We start from the raw sequence: 25,322 nt of genomic DNA, 5'->3' as shown, positions 1-25,322 counted from the left end.
GGTTGGAATGCCTTAGGGAGGATCCCTAAGGCATTTTCTACTACGCTAAATTGAGGGCTAAATCACATCACTCTGATCACTTTTTCGTATCAGCTGCCAGCTGAGCGTGGATCGTAACCAGCGCCGCTTGCTCCAATAGTTCAGTTGAACGATTCGGATCGATTTCAATGACTCCCGTCTGAGGGTTCCGAAGCGTCGTCCACACCTCATCCGCATAGTTCTGTATATAATCTTTATACTTCGATTTTTTGTTCATGTCATCCAGCAGCAGCAGATTTTCAAAAAAGATTGAATTGAAAATAATCGGCTGTGTGTAGAGGCGCGAGCTGCCATAAAATTTCAAAGCCGCATCAGCGATGCTTACTGCTTTGTTCAAGTACGATTTTTCACCTGTTGCTTTGTATAAAAGTACGCTGGCTCCAATCATCGTTCCTTGATTATAGGACCATTGTGTTTTATTAATATTTCCGTTTAGGTCAATATGGTCCCAGTAAAGCCCGTTAGGCGCCAGCATGCAGTCATTTACCCAGTTATACATTTTCTTCGCCCAGTCTAAATAGTATGTATCCTTGCTGATTTCATATAAATACAGTCCTATTTGAGCTGCAGGTGCATTCGATACGGTATTCCGATCCTTGCTCCACGATGCCTGTGTCCAAAAAACGCCGCCAGGGCAAGCATGAGAGGCATCCGTGTCCCAGCCAGATACTTGCAGCTCAAATATTTGCTTTGCTCTATCTAAAGCTGCAATATCACCAGTAATTCGGTAAATTTTTATAAGTTCTATTGCGATCCAATCATTATCATCATAAAAGATGTCCCCGCCTCCGCCAAGCGGTGCACGTACGTAAGAATCGTAGCCTGCAGGTGTCTTCGTGTCATTCCAATATGCAGCTAGACCATCTAATCGATTCTGAATGTCGGTTTTGTATTTCTCGCCAACCGCAGGTATTTTCGCCAAAGCTACAGTTGACTGCATCGTCCCTGCATAAGGCCAAACATAGGAGTATTGGTTGTTCCCAGAATGTGGGCTGTTCTCGCTGTAGAGCTTGGTGTCTGGCTGATAGAAGTAGGTTTGTAGAGCCTGATAAGCCGCTTCAGCCCGTTCTGCATTTTGATTTTTATTCGGTTTGGCCCAGACGCTTTGACCGGACGTCATTAATAAAACAACAATCGACAATGCAACAAAACGGAACGTCTTTACTGGTTTCGGTGTACTCATGATATACCTCCCAAGGATCTACTTAGACTACTCTATATTAATCCAGACTTCTCCAAAGCTGCTGCCGTTTCGAGCAGGATCACGCCGCTAAGCTGTGTGCTGAGCTCGATTTCTTCTTCAAGCGATTCATCCCACCGTTTGCTGAAAAGAATATCCCCCCGGCTCGAAACGCTGCTCCATAGGGACGATGCGTTTGCATACAATACATCTGCTACTTCACTTCCGCTGCCGCTGCCCATCGCAAGGGCCAGCTCGCCTGCGTAACGAACAAAAATGCCTTTAAACAAGCCAGCATCCCCGCCGCCTTCTGCCGGTAGGACATTAGCTTCCTGCGAAGCAAACTCCTCCACAGACGCCTGCCATGTCCGAATAGCATCTTCAAGATAACCTTTTTCGCCCGTAATTTTGTACAGCTCAACTGCTGCTCCAATGAATACGCCCTGGCAATAAGTGAACTTCCAATCCTTATCAATAGTTCCATCGCCTAGACGGTTAGCGCCATCCCACACGAAACCGCTTTCAGGATCAACAAGCACAGCTTTCTGCCAATCGTAAATCTTGATTGCCCATTCTAAATCTTCCTGCTTGCCGAATACCTGATATAGACGTGCAGCCAAAATAGCCGCAGGAGCATTAGCAGGCGTGTTTTTATAATCCAGCTGCGTTTTCTGCCAAGCAATTCCGCCGCCGACATGGTCATTCCATCCCGTCTTAATATCCTCCCATAGCAACTTCGCAGTGTGCCCGTAGGTTTCATCTTGATCAATCAAATACGCGCGAAGCCAGCCAATTGCCATCCATTCCATATCATCGTATAGATTGTTAGGCCATTCTCCGCCGTTTCTCTCCAGAAGGCCTTGATGAAGCATAGCCAACCTTTGCTTATAGATGGAATCACCCGTACGGTTCCATCCATCCACCTGCGTTTCAACCGCATGGGCCATCCACCAATAATGAAAAATCGTGTTGCACGCTCCGCCGGGACATGGAGTCTTAATGTCATACAAGCTGATACTTGGGTTCCAGAACTGAGAATCCAAAGTTCGTTGAGCCTGCTCCGCTCTCATATCCCAGAACGCAGCTTTTACGTTGTTTGCCATCTTCCTCTACCTCCGTTTCACTTTGATCCATTAGGTTTCCCGCGACCTGCAAATTGCTTTAACACGGGATTACGTCCTCTTTGAAAATGTACAATATAAAGCACTTTCAAATAATATACTATATTTCACATGTTAATATGTCAATATGTCATCTTTACATTTCAGACTGTAATTTTCTACAAAAAAAGGCCGTTCCAAGAGCCATATTGGCAGCTCTAAGAAACGACCCTTTATTCTGATCTGACATTAGATAGATACGGTAGAATTTCCTTGAACAATCTCATGCTCCACAATATTGTTCAATTCCGTAGTCTCATTATTCCAAACACGCTGTAATATTTCGACAGCTCTCCTGCCTGTATCACGCTCGTTCTGGCGAACATGAGTAAACAAATAATCGCCAAACGGCTGACTCGGAGAGTCAAAGCAAACAATTTGATAGTCTTCCGGAATCCGTTTCTTTAGGGACAATAGCGCTTCCCGTAAAATAAGAGCAAGATTATATTCCGTAACGACATACGCATTAAGATCCTTATTAATTTCCACGAAATGGCGTACCGTCTCAATATCATACTGTACTTTAATCGTTTGAAACGATTGCGGCAAAGAGCTGTATAGATTCGTCATAATATGCTCAGGTTTAGGTGTAAACCCACGCTGCATGCACGCATCATTAAAACCTTGTATTCGGTCTTCAATCGTCGTCGTATTGTCTGCAGGCGTCGATAAGAAACCGACATGCCGACCCTCTTGATTCAGCAAAATATTCGTAAGGTCGAAGGCTGCCTTTCTGTTGTCTGTATACACAGCGGTAGCCGCAATCCCCTTCAAATATCTGTCCACTAACACAATAGGGAAACCGTTTAATACGAGTCTAAGCACTTCAGCATTATAGTGCTCGCCGTGGCCTGGGAATACGACAATGCCATCGACACCCAGCTTCACAAAAGCACGAATGGCAGCTTCTTCTTCATCACGATTATCGTAAGTCAGCTTCATCATCATGACGCAGCCGCTAATCGCGCATTGCTCTTCTATTCCGCGAATAAGATCAGCACCAAACGAATCGCCAAAGTCGGGCAGAATCACACCTACAATGCGCACAACCTCATCTTCCGGCCTCGCTTCTACGCTTTCTGACTGCTTCTGCAGCTTCGTTTCTTGCAGATCAGGCAAAACCTCCGCCACAAAGGAGCCCTTCCCTTGTATTCTCTCAATGAGTTTATACTGCGAGAGCATCTCCAGCGCTTTCTTAGACGTAATTCGGCTAACGTTAAATTGGGCAGCAAGTTCTTTTTCCGAAGGAACACGCTCCCCTTTTTTCAATTCGCCGTCATTGATTTTTTGAAAAATATAATTATAAATCTGCTCGTATAAAGGATTATCCATTAGCCGACCTGCCTTGTCATAGTATCTTGATATATCAACTATACAACTTTATTATCACGACATCAATATATGAAAAGGCGAAATGGAGCAACGACGCTGCCGTCGCTCCGCTACGTCAATACTAACTTATTCCGAATCTAGTCTTTCTATTTTGGCTGCAGCTTCTATTAAGAAAACTCCGCTCAATTGCACGGATATATCCAGAGGCTCCTGATGAGGCATATCCCAAGCGGGGCCAAACAAGCCAATTTCCTTCGTGCTGCCTTTCGAGAGCAGTGTATCCGCATTATGAAAGATCATTTCTTTAATTCGGACGCTTTCGTTGACTTCATACAAATGGATCAGATAACGAATGAATATGCCTTTGAACAGTCCACCGTCTCCGGTTCCTTCTTCCTTCATCATTCCGGTCTCAGCAACCGTATGATATTTCATAGCCGAGGCAGCGGTTTTCTCCGCATCTGCCAAATACGTCTTGTCATTTGTATGCTTATAAAGCTCAACTGCTGCGCCTATATAAGTGCCTTGGTTATAGGTAAATATCCAATTCTTATTGACATTAAGATCACCATTCTCTTCCAGCTTAAGGCCATCATACACAAGACCGCTTTCAGGATCAACCAAATTTTCCTTCTGCCAATCATATATCTTTTTGGCCCACTCCAGATCTTCCTTATCGCCAAAATACTCATACATCCTTGCGGCTAAAATAGCTGCCGGCCCGTTCGAGCATGCATTCCGGCTGTCTCGTTGATCCTTCTTCCAAGCCATGCCGCCCAGCTCATCTTCCCACCAAGCGGTCTTAATATCATTCCACAGCTTTAGCACATAACCTTTAACCGTCTCGCTTTTGGTTGCATCATAAAGCCTTAGCGCTGCAAGAGCGAGCCATTCCATATCATCATAAAATTCATTAAACAATGACCCATTTTTTTTAATAATGCTTTTGACGATCCCCTCTGCCCTATCGGTATAAGCAGCATCACCCGTTCTCTCATATCCATCCATCATGGCATCCACGGCATGAGCCTTCCACCAATAGTTAAGGCTCTCCTCGCGTTCTTTGCTATAAGGATAAGCGTTGTTCATCAGCTTCCCATTCTCATTCCAATAATGCTCGATGAGCTTCTCTTCCGCCCATTCCGCATGATTATTGTAATTTTCCAAGCGCTCCTCATTTCCATTGCAGCCTGTCAAGAAAAAACTGCCGACAAGCAGCATGCATATGCTTTTCATAAATTTCACCTCATCCGTCCCTTCTTCTTGCAGGCTTCCGCCTTTTAACCGACAATACCGCTATGTTCAATACCCTCTACGAGGTATTTTTGCGCAAACAAATACACAATGATTAATGGCACAACAACTAATAATGACATCGTGTTCGTTAAGGTGGCGGTCAGAGGCTGACCCTGCTTCAGTCCAATGGTGGCGCCCTCTAGCATCAAGCCTTCAAATCCAACCAGCAGTGAATTCGATAACAGCTTGAACTGGCTGAAGAACATCGAGGAATAGAAGCTATCCGTCCACTGCCACGAGAAGGAAAATACAAAGATCGTAATCATCATGGAAAATGAGAGCGGAAGAATGATCATGCTGAACGTCCGAAACAAGCCCGAGCCGTCCACATAAGCCGCTTCCTCTAATTCTTTCGGTATTCCTTTGAAATATTGCCGCATGATCAATATATAAAGCCCATTTTTGAATCCAAAACCAATCATCGATAAAATCGCCATCGGCCACATCGAATCCATCAGCCTAACTGTCCCTCCTGTAAAGGTAGACATCAGGCCGTATAAATCAAAGAAGCTGAACTTCATATAAAGAGAGATCATATACGTTTGCGGCGGAATTAAAATCGTAAGCACTACTAAAGAAAATATGACGCTTTTTCCTTTAAAATTAAACCGCGCAAGCCCATAGCCGACCATCGTACAAACCAGCATTTGAATAATACCGCTTAGAAAGGAAATGCCGAACGTGTTCGACAGCCCTTTAAAAAAGGACGTATATTCGATGACCGTTTTGTAATTAAACCATGTAAACTGCCTTGGGATGAAGCGCACCGTGCCATCTATCAAATCCTGCGGGCTCATAAAGCTGTTAGAGAGCTTTACGAGCAGCGGATATAAGATGAGAAACGCCAGCCCAATGAGAAGCAAATAGCGAATAACCGACCAGAACAAGCCATTTATTGCATGCAGATTTAAATATTTAGCCCGCATATTTTTCACTCCCTATTCTGATAAAAGACGAATCTGCTGACAAAAAAGCCAATGACGACAAGGAATACGGCTGCTACCAGAAAATAAATCCATGCCATAGCCGAGGCTGTTCCATATTGGCCAAGCTTCATCGCGTTCGTAATACTGTGCATAATTTGGTTTTTGCTTCCCGTAAAGGAATCAATAATCGAATAAATGATATTGACTAGAATCAACGGACTGATCAGCGGGAATGTAATTTTCCAAAAGCATTCCCAAGCGGAACAGCCTTCGATTTTGGCCGATTCGTAGATGGAGGAGGAGATTGCCTGCAGTCCTGCCAAGAAAATAAGAATTTGCACACCTGAACTATTAATGACGGCAAATATATTTTCCGCAGCGCCAACCGTTATATTAACGAGTGCCGGACTGAAATCCAGCATTTGGAACATATATTTTTTTAGCTCCAGATTGCTGAACATCCCGCCTGCCGATTCATTCACGATAGACGCGCCCGTATCAAGCCCTGGGATACTCTGATAAGCATTCATAATCGAGTTGCTTAAATCAGCTTTATCAATGATTCCAGTTGCCAAAATAACGGGCACGAAAAAAATCGCTCTAAAAATTCCTCGGCCCTTCATTTTCATATTTAACAAAACGGCAATAAACAAGCTGTACATGACGATAATCGGAATATCGAATAACATGTTCTGAACAGCACCGTAAAGCTGCTTGTTAAAGTTAGGGTCCACTCTTAAAATTTGATGGTAATTGTCCAGCCCAATGAATTTTTCCGAAAATCCGCCTTGGGTTAGAAGATTTACATCCATGAAGCTAAATCGCAACGAATCAATGAATATACCCAGAAACAGCAGGAGAAATCCGAGTACAAAAGGACTGACAAAAACCCAGCCCATCAGATCCCTCTTCTGCGTCACGGTTAGCCTAAACCTTTCTTTTTTGTTTATGGCTGCAGACAATTTGTTCATTGCCGGTGATCCTCCTCGCTTGGTTTAAGGATTAATGACCGCGTAACCCAATCCATCTACTGCGGTACCCTCAACCTCAATTCCTTTATCGCTGTAATTAACAATAATCGCTGTACCATTTTCATAAGTTGTTTTGTAAACCTCTTCACCAAGCCGCTCATGATTCACGATCGCCTGATCCTGAACATGCTTCAATACATTGTTCATTTCTGCATAGATCGCTGCAGCGCTCTCCTCCCAATCATCAAACTGGGAAGCGTACAAATCATCGAACAACGAAGCATCCTTCAGCAGGCTGTTCTCCCCGTAATTCAACTTGAAATAGACACCGCTGCCGTATTCCAGAGCTTTCAAAACAGCTGGACGCAGCTCGCTCGCTAGGTTCAAGGCTTCGCTCGCGTACCCAATATAGCCATGCAGCGCGATTTGAATAAATGGTACCTGCGCATCTGCTATCGAGAAGGAGCTGTCCTCATCAGGCAGGTTCAAAATATGATTAACATAAGGAAAGGTGTACGCGTTTCCGTCGTCTGTAATAATATCCTCATAATCCTCTTTTGCTTTAGCTAAAACGTCTGTCGTTATTTTTTTTGTGTCCTGTCGATTGATTTGAGCGCGGTTCTTAAAGTTGGAGTTCAAGCTTTCTCCCATCGTCGATAAGGAAAGTGCCTTTAAACCAAGCGAATGATAATCTTTGGAAAATTTATTGTAATAACCTGAAATTTTGTCCGGATTAATTCCCCACACGCTGCTCTCATACTCAAGCGTAGCTACATTGAACAACCCTTTATAGCTAGTTTTCTGAAACAAGGAACGAATGCTGTCCTTTTGCGGCTTAAAGCCATCGAATGCTTTATTAGAAGAAACAAATAGCATATCCACATCCGGGAACACCTTTGCCCCCAGCTTCTCCGCTTTCTCTGACAGCTTGCGCAGTCCCTTTGCACCGCCGAGCACGGACTCTACCTTCATTTTTGTAGGTGCGGTATGGCTCATGCCTCCGTTATACCATCCGGTATAGCGAAACTTAATGTTTTGGATACCGCTTTGCGACAGCTCATCCAGCATTAGTCCCGCTTGATCGAAGGAAGTAACTGCCACTTGGCTGCGAAACGGAATACCCAGCTTCCGCACCATCTTATCGACAGAACCCATCGTATCCAAGTAGAACGGAATGTTCTCTTCGGCGCTCACTTTGCTCAAGCTTCCTTTATCAACGAGATACTGACGATATGCCTTTGCCATTCCAACGTAATTTGCATCGTCGCCTGTAAGGAAGAAGTACTTCATGACGATGTTGCCGGTATAAGCATTTTTCTCATAAATAATCCAAGGAGCCTGTTCAAAAGCATTTTTGGCAATAAAAGAGTCTTTATTTCGAATGGTGAAGTTAGCATACGCCGTGTTATAGGAGTGATTAATGCCGCCCATAACGCCATTAATATCCGCTACCGCATCGCCCTCTTCAATAACCGAGAATAGCGCTGCTCCATCCTTCTTGATGCCAAACACCGGCGCTCGAAACTCTTGTTTGAAGCTGCCTCTTGGCGACTGCGTTAATGCATAATCCGGCCCGTACATTTTCCCTGTCGTTAATAGCGTATTTTTGCTTGCATCATTATTGAAATTGAGGAGCGTTCCCGAGCCGTCTGGAAGGAATACATACCCCTCCTCGCCGGTTTGCCCTGCACCGAAATAATTCAGCAAGGAAAGCTTCACAAGATTAAAACTGGATTGATCATATTCAATGCCGCCGTTATAAAGAGTGACCGATAGACCGCCGTCCGCAAGCACGTAATCAAGACTCATTTTAAAATAAGGGAATACGGAATCATCTCCGTCAAATCCAACCTCGGCGTAGTCCTCCTCCTGCTTCTCGTACGTATAACCTGCTTCCTTGACGTAGTTTTCCAATACCTTCTTGTCCCGCTCCTTGACGGAGGTTTTCAGCACATAAATATCTTCTTTCTCCAAAACAGGGTATTTCGCGATCAGCTCCTTGCCTTTGCTCCCTTCTACATCAGCACGACTGTAGAGGATATAGTAGGCTAATAGCTTCTTCTTATCCCGATCAGCTTCCATATGATCAAGAACATTTTGCTCAAATTTGGACTTCGTAATTTGACGCGGCAGCAGCATGCGCTGTTCCTCGCGCCCGATAACCATGTCCACCCTTATGCCGTTATCAATCTTGCCCCAGCTCACCTGATCCAGCTTCATCGCATGCGTGTAGCTGTTCATTTCCAAGTCGCCTTCTTTGCCTTGCACATTATAGACAAGCTTGACCTGCGACATAAGCTCCTGTTTCATCGCATCACTGGCTTTCGGGTCTTCCAGAGCACTTGGCGGGTTGGAATAAAATTTGCTTCCCGTCGCTTTATCTTCAACCGCCACGCCGCCCGATTCATTATCGAAGTACAGCAGGAGGCGATCGTTCTCAGCAGCAAGTGCCAATCCGCCATCCTTTACAGCTTTTTTCATGTTTGGCGGGCTTGCTTTTGCTGCAACTGCTGTTTCTGCTGTTGTTGCTTCAACTGCCTCCGCCGTTTTCCCATTTGTCGGTATCCCGAGCGTAATGGCAACCACTATGACCAATAGCCTAGAGATAATCCCCTTGGCATTCATATCGCTGACCTCCTATCCACCATCTTGTTCTACAACCGAAACGTAATTTCATTGATGATCGTCGTAATAAAGGAATTCATATTTTGCAGGATATTAATGAACAGCACCGTAAGGAAAGCAATGAAACCCATTCCTACTATTGAAATAGCAGAGGTATAGAAATTCTTGAATGGACTGTAATCATTGGTCACCAATACACCTATAAATATGAGCCCGAGAGACCAGCCTAACGCTAGGGTTGTAAAAAAGGTAATAAACTGCTGCTCTTCCAAAACAACGATGTTGCTGAATAGGGTGACAGGAATCGTAATGATCACCATTGGGACTAACGAATAGGAAGACGCGATAAAAATATCTTTAAGGCTTCCTTCACCATCCATCAATGTTGTAAGACCCCAGTTTGCACAGCACCATAATCCAAATGGAATAAGGACGCTAAGCAGCGTATCCCAAAGCTCAATAACACGCCAGTCGGAAGGGTACAATATGTATCCGCCTGCCAGCTGTTTAAAGATGTCTACAGCCATAACGGCTGCAACAATAATGACAGCGGCACGAACGCTGCCTCGTTTCTCATGCTTCAAATCCCAAAACCCGTCAAACGGATGGAACATCACATGGAAGGAATAAAGCAGCTCTTCCCACAGCGTTCGCTTGCCGGGCTTTCTCCAGCCTGCTGTGTTGACCTTCTTGGCATATTTGAAAAATCTGTACACTAACCATAGAATGGCTGCTGCGACTATTGGAATGAGGATAATAAATTTGCTTACTATTTCTTTCCGATACTCCGCAAAAGCTTTGAAATAATGATCCCAGTCATTAGCCAGCTTGTAATTATGCATCGCTTCCTTGTATTCTTCTTTGCGCATATTGGACTGCGCCACACCGGAATACGCCATCTCAAGCGTCGGATTCATCTTCAAAACCCGCTGCCATGCAGCGATGGATTCATCGTAATTGCGATTCTTGCGATGATGAATCGCTGCTGCAATGTTAGCGCCGTATTCGGTCCGCCTAAATACAGTCAGCTTGCTTGAATCCTTATCCAGCACAAGCAGATTATTACTCTGGTAAGCGAGTGCTGAAGCGCTTTGGAACACGCCGTCCTGTGTTCCATATCCTCCAAATACATAAAGAAGATTGCCATTATCGTCGTAAGTAAAAATCTTATTTTGCGAAGAATCGAGCGTGCTGTAAGCCCCGTCCTCTGCCAAAGCTACATCAATAAAACGTGAAACCTTGTCGGTTGTTTGAATATCTCCAGCAGGCGGAAAAGCGCCATTTCGTTTCAATACATCGATGCCTGTATTGTTCAGCCGCTTAATTGGCGCATGCTTGCTCGATTTATCCCGGTTAATGAGCGCGCTGTATTGGTTTCTTGCGTGGATCGCACTGCTCGTAACATAAGCGAAGCCAAGCTCATCGATCGTAATGTTGTTATACTCGGTCGGCACGCTTTTGGCCGTGCGGCTCTTCTGCTCCTTGGTCGTCACCAGCTTCCAGAACAAATCGGACACTTTGGGCACTACCTTCTCCGCTCCGACAAAACCTTCGAATCCTCCGTCAGCATTCAGAGCAATAACACCCATGTTTGTGCTCTTCGAAATCACATAGATAAGACCGGATGGATCAACACCGATTGCTGATGGCTCGTAAATAAAGCCGGCAGGAAACACATCCGAATCCGGTGCCTCCAATATTTTCTCTACGCTTCCATCCTGATGAAGCACGACGATTCTAGCGTTTTTGGAGTCGGCAACGTAGATCAGCCCCTCCTCTGACACAAATATGCCGCTTGGCGTGTTGAACTGATCCTTCGTCACGCCGTCTTCATGGACAAACTCCGTAATTTCTCGTTTTATTCGGTACTGTTCATCGAGAATAATAATTCTGTTCGATCCCGTATCTGCGATATAAACCGAGTTATTGTTGTCTACAAACAAATCCAGAGGCTGGTTCAGCCCAGCGCCCTCGATTCCCATCGCCTTGGCGTTTAACACTTTGCCTGGCACATAAGCGTCAGGAGAAACGAGATACTCCCCGTCATAATCATAAAAATAGGTTTTATATGGAACCATGGCGGAAGCTGATTCAATACCGAAGCTGCACAACAATAATAGTGCGGCAAAAAACAAAATCCACTTTTTTCTAACCACCGCATTCTTCCCCTTCCATGCCTATTCTTTCATGCCTGATGCAGACATGGTCTCTATAATCTTCGACTGCGAGATGATAAACACGATGATAGGCACAATCATCATCAGCACCGCTGCAGCCGATCCTGTTCCTGTACGCGCAATTCCGCCGGCTAAGATTTGGGACAACGCATAGTTTAAGGTTTTCAGCTCCTCGCTTTGGATGAAGTGATTCGCGCCGATTCCCCACAAACCTTGCATGGAGAAGATGATGAGCGTCAGCCAAGCAGGCTTAACCATCGGCATAACGATTGACCAGAAAATCTTCCATTCGCTGGAGCCGTCAATGCGAGCCGATTCCAAGATGGCGTCGGGAATCATCTGATCCATAAACTGCTTCATGAGATACAAACCGAGCGAGGATGCAAATGCCGGAACAATAATAGCCTGATACGAATCAATCCAGCCTAACGAAGAAATGATGATAAAGTTCGGTATTTGGGTAACGACACCGCTAAACATAAGCGAGAGCACGACCGTGCTGAACATGATTCCTTTGCCAGGAAACTTATGCTTGGATAAGACATAAGCGCATAAGGAAGCGATGACCACATGGCCAGCCGTACCAACAGCTGTTATAAATACAGTGTTAAAGATATACCGGCTGAAGGGCACCCACGAGTCGCTCATGACTGCGAGCAAATCTCTGAAGTTATCTAAGGTTGGGTTGTTTACTAGAAACCGCGGAGGGAAAAACCAAATCTCCTCCAATGGCTTAATCGAATTTGAAATCGCATATACCAGTGGCAGCATCATAAAAATGCCAAACAGCAGCAAAAACAAATAGATGCCAAAATCCGCAAAAAAGGAACGTTTAATGCCGCTCTTGCTTCGATGAAGCTTGATTTGAATCACTTCATTCACCTACCTTTGCCAGAAGCATTTGCACAATCTTATTCGCTCCAATCATGATGATAAATAGAATGGTAGCTATAGCAGAGGCATAGCCCATCTCATAACGTATGGCGCCGTAATCCTCCAAGTGGTTAACGATGGTATGCGCTGCATAGCTGTTGCTTGGCATGCCGCACAATGCGGTAACAATGGCGCCGGTGCCGAATGCGCCGGTAATGCTCATTACCGCCCCGAACATAAGCTGCGGCTTCATCGAAGGCAGCGTGACGTACCAAAGCTCCTGCCACCGATTTTTAACACCATCCATAGCCGCTGCTTCATAAAGCGTTCGATCTATCCCCTGCAATCCCGCAATAAAGGAAAGGAAGCTCGTTCCAACGCTGGTCCATAAAGCAACGATGACGACAAGAGTCATCATATATTTCGGATTCTCAAACCATAGAATAGGCGAAGATATGACATTATAACGAAGCAGAATAGCATTGGCATAACCATAAGCGTCCTTGTTGAAGAAAATGCCCCAAACCAAATAAATGTTTCCTGAAATGGATGGCGCGTAAAAAATTAAAGTCAAAATCGTTCTTAGAGACTTCGGCAGCTCATTAATAAGCCAAGCGAACACTAGGCACATGATATAACCGATCGGACCTACCATCACAGCTAGCAGGAACGTATTTCCGATCGCTTTAATGAAAATATCATCGCCTAGAAACAGCCTTATATAATTGTCCATGCCAACGAAGATAGGCGCTTCAAGCAAGTTAAACGAGAAAAAACCTAAAATCAATGAAATAATGACGGGCAGAGCGGTAAAAGCAAAAAACAAGATCATGTAGGGAGCAGCAAAGAGGTAGGACACTTTATTTTTTTTAATCGACTTCCAGCCCTGCTCCAATTTTCGCAAGACCGGATTGCCCTGCCTCTTAGGGTCAACAGCTCCTGATATCACCAAATCTCTACTCATGAATGGGTCCTCCTGAATCAGTAAAATCGCAAGGCAGCATCATTCCAACTTGAACTCCCGCCTTTTTCGCGTTATTTCAGTATTAACTTCTTTCACATAGTCCAGAAGAGATTCAGGATCTCCGTTGTTATACGCCGTTGCGGCAGCAAATCCAATACTTCGGGTCACATAGTAACCGCCCGGCACCTCCGGTGTACCTGTTGCGAACGACCACTGCGTCATCAAATGGTCATACTCTGTTTTTGTCCAAGGCATATTAACAAGGGCTTCCATATTGGCGGTCGCTTGTTTGGCTGCCTTGCCGAGAATCGCTTCCATTTCCATTCCGAATCTGGACTGCGTCTCTGCACTCGTCCACCACTCCATAAAGCGCCATGCGTCATCCTTGTTCTGGACGCCCTTAAGCATCATGATCGCTGTCCCCGTCGACGGCGTCGCCCGGTTCAATTGTCCATCCTCCATCACCGTTCCAGGAAGCGGAGCAAATTCCCACAGTCCTTTAATTTCAGGAGCAAACGCGATTAATTGGTTGTATGTCGTATAATCCGCGATGCCTATCGGCATTTCCCCAGTTCGGAAGCGGTTGCTGAAATCATAATCCCTCGGAAACTTATAGGTCGTGAACAGCTCCGTCTGCTTCTGGAACGCATCGATCGTCAGATCGTCTTCCAGCGTTGAGCGGCTGCGCTCCTTGTTGTAAAGCTCCCCATTTTTCTGATACAAAAAGATTTGCAAGCCGGTAATATCCGCCGGAAAACCAATTTGCATATTTTGTTTCTGAATTTCCGGTATTAGCTTGTAAAACTCATCCCATGTCTCTGGAGCCTTCAGCCCCATATCATGCAAAATATCTTTCCGATAAAACATCATGGGAAACGATTGCGTTTCCGGCAAAGCGTATACTTTTCCGTCTAATTCGAAGGGCACTAATGCACTAGGATGGAATCTAGAGGCAATAGCATCATAGTTCGGCATGTCTTTGATGTTCTCCACCGCATGTCTTAACGCGTATTGAATAGGGTCGGCAGCTAGATTTCCCATCGCCACATCCGGCCCCGTACCTGCGAGCACCGATGGCAAAAGCGTTCCTTCCGTTACCAGCTTGAGCTTTACGTTTATGCCCGATTCCGGCGTAAACGTGTCATTGATCATTTCCCTAATAATTTGCGATTGATCGCGTCCAGACGTCAGCCATACTTCGAGCGGCTCTCCTTTGGTTTCACCTTCTGTATTCAAGGCATTGTAATCCACAAAGAAAGACATCGAAAAAGACTTCGCTTCAAACATCATTTTTTTGAAAAAGGATGCATCCGCTTTTGGCAGCTTCTTGGACAACGGCATCACGCTAAAATAATCGACCGTTAAAGGCTGCTCGCCTACCGTCAAGATCCACGTACCAAGCGCGCCTACATTTTCTTTAAAAGGGGTAAACGTCTTCGCAATATTGGCTTCCGGATTTTTAACCATTTGCTCGAGCTGGAAGGCGACTTTATCGAGCAGCACCATGTTTTCGCCTTTTTGACCAACCAGCGCCTCCATGTCAGCCGATACTTCTCTAAGTATCGCGGCATGCTCCCTCATGGCAGCTATGGCATCCGGTATTAATTTCTCAAAGCCGTAATCACGATACAAATCCGGCTCAGCGCCGGTTATCATCAGAATTTGCCGATATACGGCATTCAGTTGAAATAAACTATCATCAACCCTGTTCAGCACATCAGCCAAATCTCCGAGCGTGACCTCCATCGTCAGCTCATGCTCGCCCGGTTCTAGGTAAAAAGAAAACGCCTGATCGTCGTTCCCCAACGTTTTCACTTGCCAGTTGTTCCCGTATTTAAATTTCACAGCTTTCGCTTCTTTAAACGGTACGGCTCCATCCAGCAAAATTTTACGGTTGACGTACATCCCAGCTAATTTGTTTTGCTTGAATCTCGTTGCAATCTTGTACAGGCCCGCTTCCTCTACCGTGAATCGGTAGCTGATCCATTGACCCGGCATTTTCCATTTATCGCCGCCTATGCTATTCAAGCGAAGCTTCGATGGGTCCTGCGGCTCGGTTATAGCTGATGAGCGATCGGACACCGGATATAGCGTATTATCAGATTTCTCAAAGCTGTTTTCCGCTTGAACCTTAATTGTCTCGGCGTCCGCTTCCTTATAGCCTTTTGCTTCATAACCCGCTTTTACTTCATCATAGGTCGGAAGCTCCTCCGCTTTATAAATACGAACGGTATTTAAAACCACCGATTCCCTCACCGATTCGAATCCAATGGTATGCTTACCTTTTTCCAAATAAAATAGTAATGGATCGTTATAATAGCCAAGCAAATCATGCAACAGCACCGTTCTCCATCTAGGCGCTTCCGTCTGTTTCGGCCTAATGTCATTTCCTTTTTTGTCTTGCGCAACCTCGCTTTTGTCCTTCCAAACCCGTGATAAATTTATGTATTTCGCTTCGTTATAGGGTACTTCACCATCAATTGATATCATTCTTTCAATGGAATTGCCTTTCCCATCTATCGGGTAATAAAGCAGTTCTACATTGTACATGCCACTCTCAGGAACGTTAATTTCCCATTCAATCTTTCCGATTTCGCCCGTAAGAACAGATTTGCCTTCCTTTCCTTCAAAATGATCGAGGGTTTTCAAATCTCCCTCCGCATTCGTGTACGCATCTGCCTTGATCACAATATCCGCATTTCCAGCTTTTTTATCGGCGTGCTGTTCAAGATAGGTGCGGTAGCTTTGCAGCTTGATTAAGTTGTCATCCTTGCTTGCAAATGCCGCATGCGGCCATACAATCACCAACAAACATAAGGCGATTGCTGCAACTGATAATTTCGCTATTTTATTATTCATAAACGTTCAACTCGCACCGTCATATTTGTTTCCTCCATATAGACAGAGATTCATTGCCTTTTCGCGAACGATAGGGAAAGCAGCCTCATTTTTTTGCAAAAAAAAGAAAAGGGGCTGTTGCGCTAGCAGCAATCGTCATCTGTCTGACAGCCCCTTTATCTATTTGGTGAAAGCTGCTATTCTGCCTTTTTCTCTTCCTCAGGCTTCGGTTCAGGCTCTACGAATTCACCTTTCAGCCTTAAAGCAAGCTCCTCAAGACCAATATTTACAGCATCCTCGATTTCCGCTACCTTGGAGGCAGGCTCCAGGTTCTGATCGTAGAACCCAACATCGGGAATGAGTGCCAAACCACTGTGTACATTGCCTTGCATTTGCTGACCGATGAACGCCATGTCCGACACACCATAATTTTTCAGCTGTAAGAGCGTTTGAAGCGATTCCTCATCACGCAACTGCGTGAGAGCAATTTCATCCATCCAAATTTTCTCTTCGCTTTGTGCTTTCCACGCTAGTGCATCCAAGATAAGCCCTGTTTTATCAAGCTCTTTGTTCGTTACCGGCACTGCGATCGAAGGAGCATCATGGCTTACCCAATCAAGGTAATCGTCTGTGTTGTTGCCCATTGGCAATGGGATAAAGCCAAAGTCACTTTCCATTTCATAAATCGGATCAATAACGCCTCTGCCTCTGGAGTAGGCTAAAAACAGCGATTTCCCTTCTGCAAAAGCTTTCACGTAAGCGTCCATATCCTCGCCTTCGTTTTTCGGGAAGAACGTATCGCCTTTTTTCGCCATCTTCTTAATCATTTCAATCGTCTCGTATGCTTTTGGTGTATTTACTGCATATTTCATTTTTCCATCACTGGCGATATCAATGATTTTATTGCCGGATGCCAGATAAAGCGCTACAGAAATATCCCAGTCATGTCCAGTCGCCAGTCCATAACGGTCATTGCTGTCCATCACGCCATCACCATTTAGATCACGTTTTGCCGCTTGCTCCATCTCGAGCATTTTCTGGAATGTCCATTGTTTGTTTTTTACCAGCTCATAAGGATTTTCAAGACCTAGCTCTTGAATAATGCTTTTGTTGAATGCCAGAACCCATACTTCATCCCCTTGGTTAGCGAATGGAGCTGCTGTTCCATATGTTCTGTTGTCATAAGTGAGCAAGAATGAAGTGTTGTATTCCTTCCAATAATCTTGATCCATCCGAAGGTTAGGAATCGTATTCATGTCCACAATACGCTTGCCGTTGATATGTCTTCCCAGCTCCCAAGTAGGAGCAACGATGATGTCAGCGTATTTGTCGCCCGCCAGTACCGCCGCGCCAAACTCTTCCTCGGAATGTTTTCTCACTTCAATTTTTACGTTGTATGTTTCTTCTACCCACTTGATTCGATCAATAATGGCATTGGCGTGATCAGAGCTTCCTTCTTGCGGGAACCATCTGTTCGCATTGTTATCCGCAACGATAAATTTATAACCGCCTAAATCTTTTACTGGAGGAGCTCCGTCATCTGGTGTTGCTTCCGGACTTGGCGAGGCTGTGTTTTCTGCCTTGTTCGTTGCTTCAGCCGTCTCCTTGTCTTTGCCTCCGCCGTTATTACTTGTGCAAGCACTCGCAAAGATGGAAATAATGAGGACGCATACGACTAACAAAAACATTCTCTTTTGTTTCATTTTTCTGCCCCTTTCAAATCTTTTATTTGTTATGCAAGTCCTGTCCTCAGCGGAGTCAGGCCCGCTCTAACACAAGTGGAGGTCAAACCAATTAAAAGAGATGCTGTTTCTTGTCTTCTACGAGTTTATAAATAAGTTCACCGAGTAAGCTGTTAGCCCATGCAAACCACGGTCTCGTGAATTCATTCGGATTGTCTACGTGAAAACCCTCATGCATAAAACCAGTACCGCCATCTGAGCTGATTATCGTTCTTAGAAGTTCTTGTATTTCTGCGTCGTTGTCTGAAGTGAGCGCTTGCATGACTAGGCTGATATGCCATATGTAATTCGTGGGAGTATGTGGGCTTCCGATCCCTCTAGCTGCTTTTCCTGCGTAATAATAGGGATTCTCTTCACTTAAAATAAACCTTCTCGTATTCTGATAGATGATATCCTCTTTGCTTGTATATCCGAGATAAGGAATCGACAGCAGGCTTGGCACATTAGCATCGTCCATCAAGTTGTAATTTCCTAAGCCATCTGTTTCGTAAGCGTATATTTCGCCAAACGTTTCATGCTTGTATATCCCAAATGCTTTGATGCCGGCATCGATTTCGCCACCTAATTTCTTGGCTGCGAGCGCCAGCGTTTCGTCTTTGTATATGTCTTGGGCGATTTCTTCCACATATCTCAGCACAACAACAGCGAACATATTCGCAGGAATCAAATAATGATATTTGCACGAATCGTCGCTTGGCCTAAAACCCGACCATGTCATCCCTGTATAGGCAACGGGACTCCCTTTTCCATCGTGGCTTAACGTATCCGATTCTGGACAATTAAATCTTTGGAAGCTGTAGCTCGATTGTTCTGCATGCTTCTGCTCGACTGTCCAAAGCCCAATAATTTTGTTAACCGCTTCTTTAAAAGCATCATCAAACATTGCGGTGCTGTTTGTGGCCTTCCAGTACAAATAAGCGAGCTGTATCGGGTAACATAGGGAATCAATTTCATATTTTCTTTCCCATACCCATGGATTGCCCTCGGTTGCATCTTCCGTATGTCCCCTGTTGTCCGGGCCTTTATTGAATGCGTTTGCATAAGGATCAATCTGGATATATTGCATTTGCCTTTTGATAAGTCCCTCTATCATTTTCTGATAGTGGCTGTCTGAAACAGCCAGTGGAATATAATGCCGAACCTGAGCTGATGAATCACGCAGCCACATGGCTGGTATATCACCCGTAAATACAAAAGTGGTTCCATCCTCTAGCCATTCCGTCGTCGTCTCCAGCGTGTTATAGAAGCAGTTTTTATAAAACTTAACGATTTCAGGCCACTTTTCCAGAGATGAAATCAATGCGTCACTCTTTTTCATATCGGTAATAGACAGATTCATTCGCAAACATTCCTCCTAATGGTGATCCTTCTACAAGTTGGATAAAGCTTCGTGATAAGCGCTTACAAATAGTATATTATAAACAATATGTCAACATGTCAATATACCAACTAGTAATTTCCTTAATTTTTTTTACAAAATTTGAATACAAATGGGCTGGAATCGCATTGGAACGCACAAAAAAAAGAGGGAGCAGCATCGGCGGTGCAGCTCCCTCTTACCGTATTATTTTAATATGACTGTGGTGTAAGCCGGAATGGTCAGTTTCCCATTATCCAACTTTGCCCCATCATTGCTTGAGCGAATGATCCCCTCGTATGATCCAAAAGTTTTGGATGGCTGAAGATCAGCCATCTGATCCTCGCCCGATAGATTGTGCACAACGAGCACTCTCTCGCTAGCAATGACGCGAACATATACACTTAGCTTCTGATTGGCAGGCTCCAGCTTAAACTCGGCTATTCCGCCATTGCGCAAAGCGGGCTCCTCGTTCCGCCACTTTATGAGCTCGCGATAATGGTTTAACAGCGAATTCTTATCTGCTGTCTGTGCCTCAACAGATACCGTCTCGGCATTCCCATTGAATCGCGATTTCTCCCAAGTGGTTTGGCCTTCTCCTCCACTTGCTGCGCTATACCAAGGCATTGGCTCACGAATGTATTCATCCGGCTTAGCCCCTTTCATGCCCAGCTCCTCACCATAATAAAGGTACGGGGTGCCTGGCAAAGTAAGCAGCATTGCAGCAGCCATCTTGGCATGATTAATATTGCCGTTTAAAACCGTCATGACACGATTCTGGTCATGATTGCTTAGGAACGGCGCATCAACAAATGTACCACCAGATGATTTCTCGTAAACGCCGTATGCACGTCCTAGAGAATAAGCTAAGTCTGCATCCTTCTCCGTATCGGCCGCACTCAGCAGCCGACCAGCTAGATCAAAGTGGAATGCGGAGTTCAGCGCTTGGTCAAAGTAAGGCGCAATAACCGTTAGTGAATCCCAAACCTCTCCGATCAGATAAGCATCTGGCTTCACTTTGTTCATGCCAGCTCGGAACTCTTGCCACCAAGCTTTATTTTTCGCTTGAATCTCAGGCGTGCTGGCCGTAGACGCGAAGTCGCCGTAAATATGCTTTGCCGCATCAAGGCGGAAGCCGTCCAGCCCCTGCTCCAGCCAGTATTGTCCGATCTTAATCAATTCCTCGCGAACCTTCGGCTCGTCAAAGTTCAGATCGGGCATGCCTTCCCAGAAGACACCTAAATACTTGAGACTGCCATAGCTATGCCATGGATCACCACCAACTGCCCCATCTGCTCTAACCTTCTCACCTTGTTTAGCAAATGTGTACCAGCTGCGGTAAGGACTGTTCTCATCCTTTAATGCTTCTTTGAACCAAGGATGTTCCTTGCTCGAATGATTAACGACAAGATCCATAATAACTTTAATATCGCGCTTATGCGCTTCATCCAACAGCTTCTGCAAACCATCCAGCGTGCCGTATTCCGGATTTACCGCATAATAATCGGTTGTATCATAGCCATGGTAGCTTGGCGAAGCGTTAATCGGCATTAGCCAAATACCGCTAACCCCAAGCTCCTTTAAGTAATCAAGCTTAGCGGTTACACCATTCAAATCGCCGATTCCATCTCCGTTCGTATCATAGAAGGAACGGACAAATATTTCATAGTATACGCCGCCAGGCTGCTCATCTACTGTGTAAGCAGCAGTGGAAGCTTCCCCGCTTGCACCTTCTTCATCCGCTTCTGCAGAAGCTGTGCTACTTGGTTTATTATTGTTCGCCGCCTCCTCTGAAGAGCAAGCAGCGAGCATAATAAAGATTAGCGAGCATAACAGGACTATCGCATAACGCAAACGGCTGCGGTTCATTCTCTTATCCTTTCGAAGCGCCAGACATCAGCCCTTGTACAAGGAAGCGCTGCAAGAAGATGAATAGGAGAGTAATCGGGATCGCAATCAACACCGCACCCGCGGCAAACAACGTGAAGTTGCTGTTCTGATAATTGCTTACAAGATCCCACATTCCTACAGCAAGTGTCCAGTTGTCTTTGCTTCGAAGTACCAATCTTGCAAAGATAAAGTCTACCCATGAACCAGCAAATGTAGTCAGCGCTACATAGGTTAACATCGGACGCGACAGCGGAAGCATGATTTTTACGAACACCTGCAGATGAGTTGCTCCGTCGATCCGAGCCGCTTCATCCAAGCTCCGAGGAATCGTATCGTAAAAGCCTTTAACGACAAAGCCACCGAGCACTGCACCAGCAGAATATACGATAATGAGCGCCGCATGTGTATCGAGCAGGTTAAGCTGCAATAAGAAGATAAAGATAGCGATCATACTCATGAAGCCAGGGAACATGCCCAGTACAAGCATAATCGTCAGTGTCATCTTACGGCCGCGGAAGCGGAAGCGCGACAACGCGTACATGCTGAGCGTGACCAGAATCGTAGAGAAGATCATCGTCAACGTCGCAATTTTGAGCGTATTCACGTACCAAACACCGTATTGGAAGCTTGGATTCGTAAATAACTCCTTATAATGAACAATTGTGAATGTATCAGGAATAAGACTGTCGCTAAACAGAGCCGTGCCCGGGCGAAGCGAGGATAGCAGCACCCAAAGAGCAGGATAGATAGCGCACACAGCTATAAATATTAGAACGACATAGCTAAGTGTCAGGCGCACAATATTGGCGGTTTTCCGGCCCATTTTCATTGAATCATATCCTCCTCTTTAAATGACCGTGAGCGGCGATAGTTATAAATAGAGAACGACGCTACGATCAAGAAAATGATGATACCGATCGCGGATGCCATATTGAACTGACTGTTGTTCAGCGTTAGCTTATACAACCAGGTTACAAGCAAGTCCGTGCTGCCGGCGTACTGGTAATCACCTTTAACCGGGTCACCGTTCGTGAGCAAGAAAATAACGTTAAAGTTATTCATGTTGCCAGCGAACTGTGTAATCAGAATCGGTGCCGTCGAGAACAAAATAAATGGCATCGTAATAATACGGAATTTCTGTATGCCTGTTGCGCCGTCAACATCGGCAGCTTCGTACAGGTCTTTCGGAATTGCAGTCAATACGCCTAGAATAAGTACCATTGAAACCGGGATACCAATCCACATATTAACGATAATAACCGTTACCTTTGCCCAAAATGGATCTGTCAGCCAAGGCAGCTTGCCCATACCAAAAAACTTTAAGTATTGATTGATCGGACCAAATTGTCCATTAAACAAATTTCTCATGACGAGCAAGGAGATCAATTGCGGAATGGCATAAGGAATAATGAACAATGTCCGCCATAGCTTTTTAAAACGAATGCCTTTTTGCTCAATTAGCAGCGCAACTAACAAACCGCCGAAATACGTCGTTACCGTTGCAATAACAGCCCATACAATCGTCCAAGTAAATACGCCAACGAATGTATGGCTCCACGTTTTCAAAGTCAATAGATTAGCAAACGTTTGGAAGCCTACCCAGTCAACCAGCTTAGCTGGCGGAATATGATCAGGCGATGCGTAGTTGGTGAAAGCAAGCATAATCATGAAGATAATCGGCATGATCGTTAGAAACAATACACCGAGCGCCGGAAGCGTAAGCAGTAAGTGCGGAAAATTACGATCCGTTACATAAGCCCACGTCTTCCGAAAGCTTGCTGGCGCCACTCCTGCGTCTCTTTGCTTGCCGTTCAGATAAGCATCGCGGATATTCATAACATAGATAAAGACAAATAGCAGGAATAAAATTAACGTTATTAATCCACTGATTAGAAGAAAGATCGAATGGTCTCCCTCTACACGAACACTGATTTTACCTATTTTCTCAAGCCCTTGCGTTTTCTCTCCGAGCGTGACAACTCCCCAAATCGCTCTTCCTAGGTTTGGAATAAAATACATGAGCGCCGCTGCTTCAACAGCAAGCATAATTAAGCCTTTTATAAATTGGCGGTTATACAATTGGCCAAGACCCATTACGAGTAACGACAATATAGCCGCGGTGCTGCGATGACGATTCATCCCGCCTGGCTCCCTTCCTTTCATATAAAAAAACTTGTTGCAACTTGCTAGTATGGAAAGTATCGCTTATAAAACATCGGTTCACCCGCCGAAGGAATTCGGCGGGTGAAACCGTTGATATGATGTTATTTCGATGCCGCTGCGCCGTTGTTAGCGTCTTTAATTTGTTGCACGGCATTGTCTAAAGCTGCTTTTGCATCTTTGCCGGAGTTCCATACGTCAGAGAATGCTGCTCCGATAGGAGTCCATACATTGCCCATCTCAGGGATGGAAGGCATTGGCGTCGATTGGTTGAATTGCTCCAAGAAACCTTTTACCACTTCATTGCCTTGTACAGTAGGATCTGCTGCTGCTTCTGTGTTCGCAGGAATAGCGCCTGTCAGTTCAAAGTTTTTCAACTGAGCTTCTTTTGTAGATGCATAGTAAGAGAATAGACGTGCTGCATTCGGGTATTTCGAGAATGAGTTAACATACCAAGCTTTAATGCCTGAGAAGGAAGAAGCCGGTTGGCCGTTGATGCTAGGCAATGGAGCTACGCCGAAATCGATGCCAGCGTTTCTGTAATCGCCGATAGTCCAAGGTCCGTTAATATCCATTGCAAGTGTACCGCCGATGAACAAACCTTTTTTAATATCGTAGTTGATATCGCCAGAGTTAAGCGGCAAAATGCTGTCTTTCAATGAACCGTAGTATTTCAAACCAGCGATTGCGCCTTCTGTGTTAAGGCCGATATCGTCTTTGTTTTGACCGTTATCGCCGTATACATAACCGCCAGTTGAGATGAACGGATAGCTGAAGTAGAAGTTTCCTACATCCCACATAAGACCGTATTTGTTGTTTTTCGTATCGTTGAACGTTTTCGAGAATGCTACTACCTCATCAAACGTTTTTGGAGCTTCTTTGATTAGTGCTTTGTTATAAAACAATGCGTATGTTTCTACCGAGCGCGGGTATCCATAAAGCACGCCGTCATAAGATACTGCATTTACTGCAATTTCCGAGTTTGCGCTTCTTGATTGCTCTTCATAGTAGTCATTTGGCAAAACCAATCCAGCTGTTACTGCTTTACCAAGGTTATCATGAGGGAAAAGAACAACGTCAGCGCCAAGACCTGCAGGGCCGTCTGTAACCAGCTTGTTTACTTGATCGCCTGCGCCGATTTCCTCGAATTTAATTTCAATGCCGTATTTTGCAGTGAATTCCTTCGCGATGGCTTCAACGAAAGGACGTTCCTCTTTACTTTCCCATATAAGCAGTGATGCGCCTTCTTCAGGAACGATTTCTTCTGATGCAGTACCTTCGTTAGCAGGTGTATTATTCGTTGGAGCATTTGTTGCATTTCCAGTTTTCTCTGTGTTTTCTGCCTTATTTGTTCCACCACAAGCGGAAACGATAAACAAGGCTGTGATTAATGACATTACAAACCACTTTTTCATGCTAGGTGATCCCCCTCCATAATGTGTTTCATGCCTTTTTTTTGAATTCGCGGCGTTCCAACAATTCCTCAAGCTCTTTTCTAATAGGCTGCATTCGCACAAACGTTTTATTCATCGTTCTGAAAAGCTTACTTCCATCATAAATTGGTAAGCTCAACAATGCGCAAACGTTTGTACAAATCATACTAGAAAATAATTTGTGAGCGGTTTTTATGCCGTTTCACAGCTGAAAACATGGTGGAATTGTTTTGAAAGCGTTCTATTCGTGGATTCATCATACAACAAGGTGCACGGTTTGTTAAAACGTTTGCACAGTTCAATATTCCGCTTAAATACGGAGTTATCTTCAATTTTCTTCGATATTCTCCTTCTCATTC

General features: G+C 44.9%; 17 protein-coding genes. All 17 read right to left on the bottom strand.

Features of this window, described 5'->3' with window-relative positions; genetic code table 11:
• Positions 1-76: 76 nt before the first annotated feature.
• Positions 77-1,222 (bottom strand): glycoside hydrolase family 76 protein, encoded by a 1,146-nt coding sequence (locus tag AC1DPK_RS29110; protein ID WP_477512440.1) that lies wholly within the window; start codon positions 1,220-1,222, stop codon positions 77-79.
• A 32-nt stretch (positions 1,223-1,254) separates the two neighbouring features.
• A complete protein-coding gene (locus tag AC1DPK_RS29105; RefSeq protein WP_477512439.1) occupies positions 1,255-2,322 on the bottom strand; it encodes a glycoside hydrolase family 76 protein in 1,068 nt (355 codons plus the stop codon).
• Positions 2,323-2,568: 246 nt separating this feature from the next.
• Positions 2,569-3,711 (bottom strand): GntR family transcriptional regulator, encoded by a 1,143-nt coding sequence (locus AC1DPK_RS29100; RefSeq protein WP_477512438.1) that lies wholly within the window; start codon positions 3,709-3,711, stop codon positions 2,569-2,571.
• Between the two features lie 126 nt (positions 3,712-3,837).
• On the bottom strand, positions 3,838-4,947 hold the full coding sequence (locus AC1DPK_RS29095) for a glycoside hydrolase family 76 protein (RefSeq protein ID WP_477512437.1): 1,110 nt from the start codon (positions 4,945-4,947) through the stop codon (positions 3,838-3,840).
• Positions 4,948-4,991: 44 nt separating this feature from the next.
• Positions 4,992-5,933 carry a carbohydrate ABC transporter permease gene (locus AC1DPK_RS29090; protein WP_477512436.1) on the bottom strand — a complete coding sequence of 314 codons (942 nt, stop codon included), beginning with the start codon at positions 5,931-5,933 and terminating at the stop codon, positions 4,992-4,994.
• Between the two features lie 5 nt (positions 5,934-5,938).
• Entirely contained in the window at positions 5,939-6,904 is a 966-nt protein-coding gene (locus tag AC1DPK_RS29085) for a carbohydrate ABC transporter permease (RefSeq protein WP_441878535.1), read from the bottom strand.
• 24 nt (positions 6,905-6,928) lie between these two features.
• Positions 6,929-9,529, bottom strand: a complete 2,601-nt coding sequence (locus tag AC1DPK_RS29080) for a DUF5696 domain-containing protein (RefSeq protein WP_477512435.1) — start codon at positions 9,527-9,529, stop codon at positions 6,929-6,931.
• A 29-nt stretch (positions 9,530-9,558) separates the two neighbouring features.
• Positions 9,559-11,685 (bottom strand): YIP1 family protein, encoded by a 2,127-nt coding sequence (locus tag AC1DPK_RS29075; protein WP_477512434.1) that lies wholly within the window; start codon positions 11,683-11,685, stop codon positions 9,559-9,561.
• A gap of 21 nt (positions 11,686-11,706) precedes the next feature.
• Positions 11,707-12,579, bottom strand: coding sequence for a carbohydrate ABC transporter permease (locus AC1DPK_RS29070; RefSeq protein ID WP_430055165.1), 873 nt, complete (start codon positions 12,577-12,579; stop codon positions 11,707-11,709).
• A 1-nt stretch (position 12,580) separates the two neighbouring features.
• The gene (locus tag AC1DPK_RS29065) at positions 12,581-13,543 is read right to left on the bottom strand and encodes a carbohydrate ABC transporter permease (RefSeq protein ID WP_076268836.1); all 963 of its coding nucleotides are present in this window, start codon (positions 13,541-13,543) and stop codon (positions 12,581-12,583) included.
• Positions 13,544-13,582: 39 nt separating this feature from the next.
• On the bottom strand, positions 13,583-16,402 hold the full coding sequence (locus tag AC1DPK_RS29060; RefSeq protein WP_477512433.1) for an extracellular solute-binding protein: 2,820 nt from the start codon (positions 16,400-16,402) through the stop codon (positions 13,583-13,585).
• A gap of 176 nt (positions 16,403-16,578) precedes the next feature.
• Positions 16,579-18,084, bottom strand: coding sequence for an ABC transporter substrate-binding protein (locus AC1DPK_RS29055; RefSeq protein ID WP_339206816.1), 1,506 nt, complete (start codon positions 18,082-18,084; stop codon positions 16,579-16,581).
• 91 nt (positions 18,085-18,175) lie between these two features.
• Positions 18,176-19,441, bottom strand: coding sequence for a glycoside hydrolase family 125 protein (locus AC1DPK_RS29050; protein WP_477512444.1), 1,266 nt, complete (start codon positions 19,439-19,441; stop codon positions 18,176-18,178).
• 246 nt (positions 19,442-19,687) lie between these two features.
• Positions 19,688-21,349, bottom strand: coding sequence for an alpha-amylase family glycosyl hydrolase (locus tag AC1DPK_RS29045; protein ID WP_477512432.1), 1,662 nt, complete (start codon positions 21,347-21,349; stop codon positions 19,688-19,690).
• Between the two features lie 4 nt (positions 21,350-21,353).
• Positions 21,354-22,193 carry a sugar ABC transporter permease gene (locus AC1DPK_RS29040; protein WP_076268893.1) on the bottom strand — a complete coding sequence of 280 codons (840 nt, stop codon included), beginning with the start codon at positions 22,191-22,193 and terminating at the stop codon, positions 21,354-21,356.
• A 2-nt stretch (positions 22,194-22,195) separates the two neighbouring features.
• Positions 22,196-23,509 (bottom strand): carbohydrate ABC transporter permease, encoded by a 1,314-nt coding sequence (locus tag AC1DPK_RS29035; protein ID WP_076268830.1) that lies wholly within the window; start codon positions 23,507-23,509, stop codon positions 22,196-22,198.
• A 125-nt stretch (positions 23,510-23,634) separates the two neighbouring features.
• Positions 23,635-24,945, bottom strand: coding sequence for a sugar ABC transporter substrate-binding protein (locus tag AC1DPK_RS29030; RefSeq protein WP_441878547.1), 1,311 nt, complete (start codon positions 24,943-24,945; stop codon positions 23,635-23,637).
• Positions 24,946-25,322 lie beyond the last annotated feature (377 nt).

It is taken from the genome of Paenibacillus sp. 01T424 (genome assembly GCF_056398745.1).
Note: the sequence above shows the minus strand (reverse complement) of the source record. Positions and strands in the feature narration are given on the sequence as shown.